This window comes from Pseudomonas sp. Pseusp97 (assembly GCF_047304025.1).
In the GTDB taxonomy this organism is placed as follows: domain Bacteria; phylum Pseudomonadota; class Gammaproteobacteria; order Pseudomonadales; family Pseudomonadaceae; genus Pseudomonas.
The window spans coordinates 1-251 of record NZ_JBGLYK010000578.1; the positions used below are offsets into that span (position 1 = coordinate 1).

At 64.5% G+C, this 251-nt stretch carries 1 protein-coding gene; it reads left to right on the top strand.

The annotated features are described in order from the left end of the window. The coding region (locus ACCC94_RS30400) for a hypothetical protein (RefSeq protein ID WP_413353258.1) at positions 1-251 on the top strand (251 nt) is incomplete at both ends.

The window sequence follows — 251 nt, forward strand, 5'->3', positions numbered from 1 at the left end:
GTGATGTATGGCGCGATCGAAGGCGAATCGTTCTTCCGCGGCGTGGCTGGCGAGCGATTCTGCGTGCGTAACTCGGGTGCGACGGCGGTTGTCGAAGGCACGGGCGACCACGGCTGCGAATACATGACGGGCGGCACGGTCATCGTGCTCGGCGAAACCGGCCGTAACTTCGCGGCCGGCATGTCGGGCGGCATCGCCTACGTGTACGACCCGGACAACACGTTCGCGGGCAAGTGCAACAAGTCGATGGT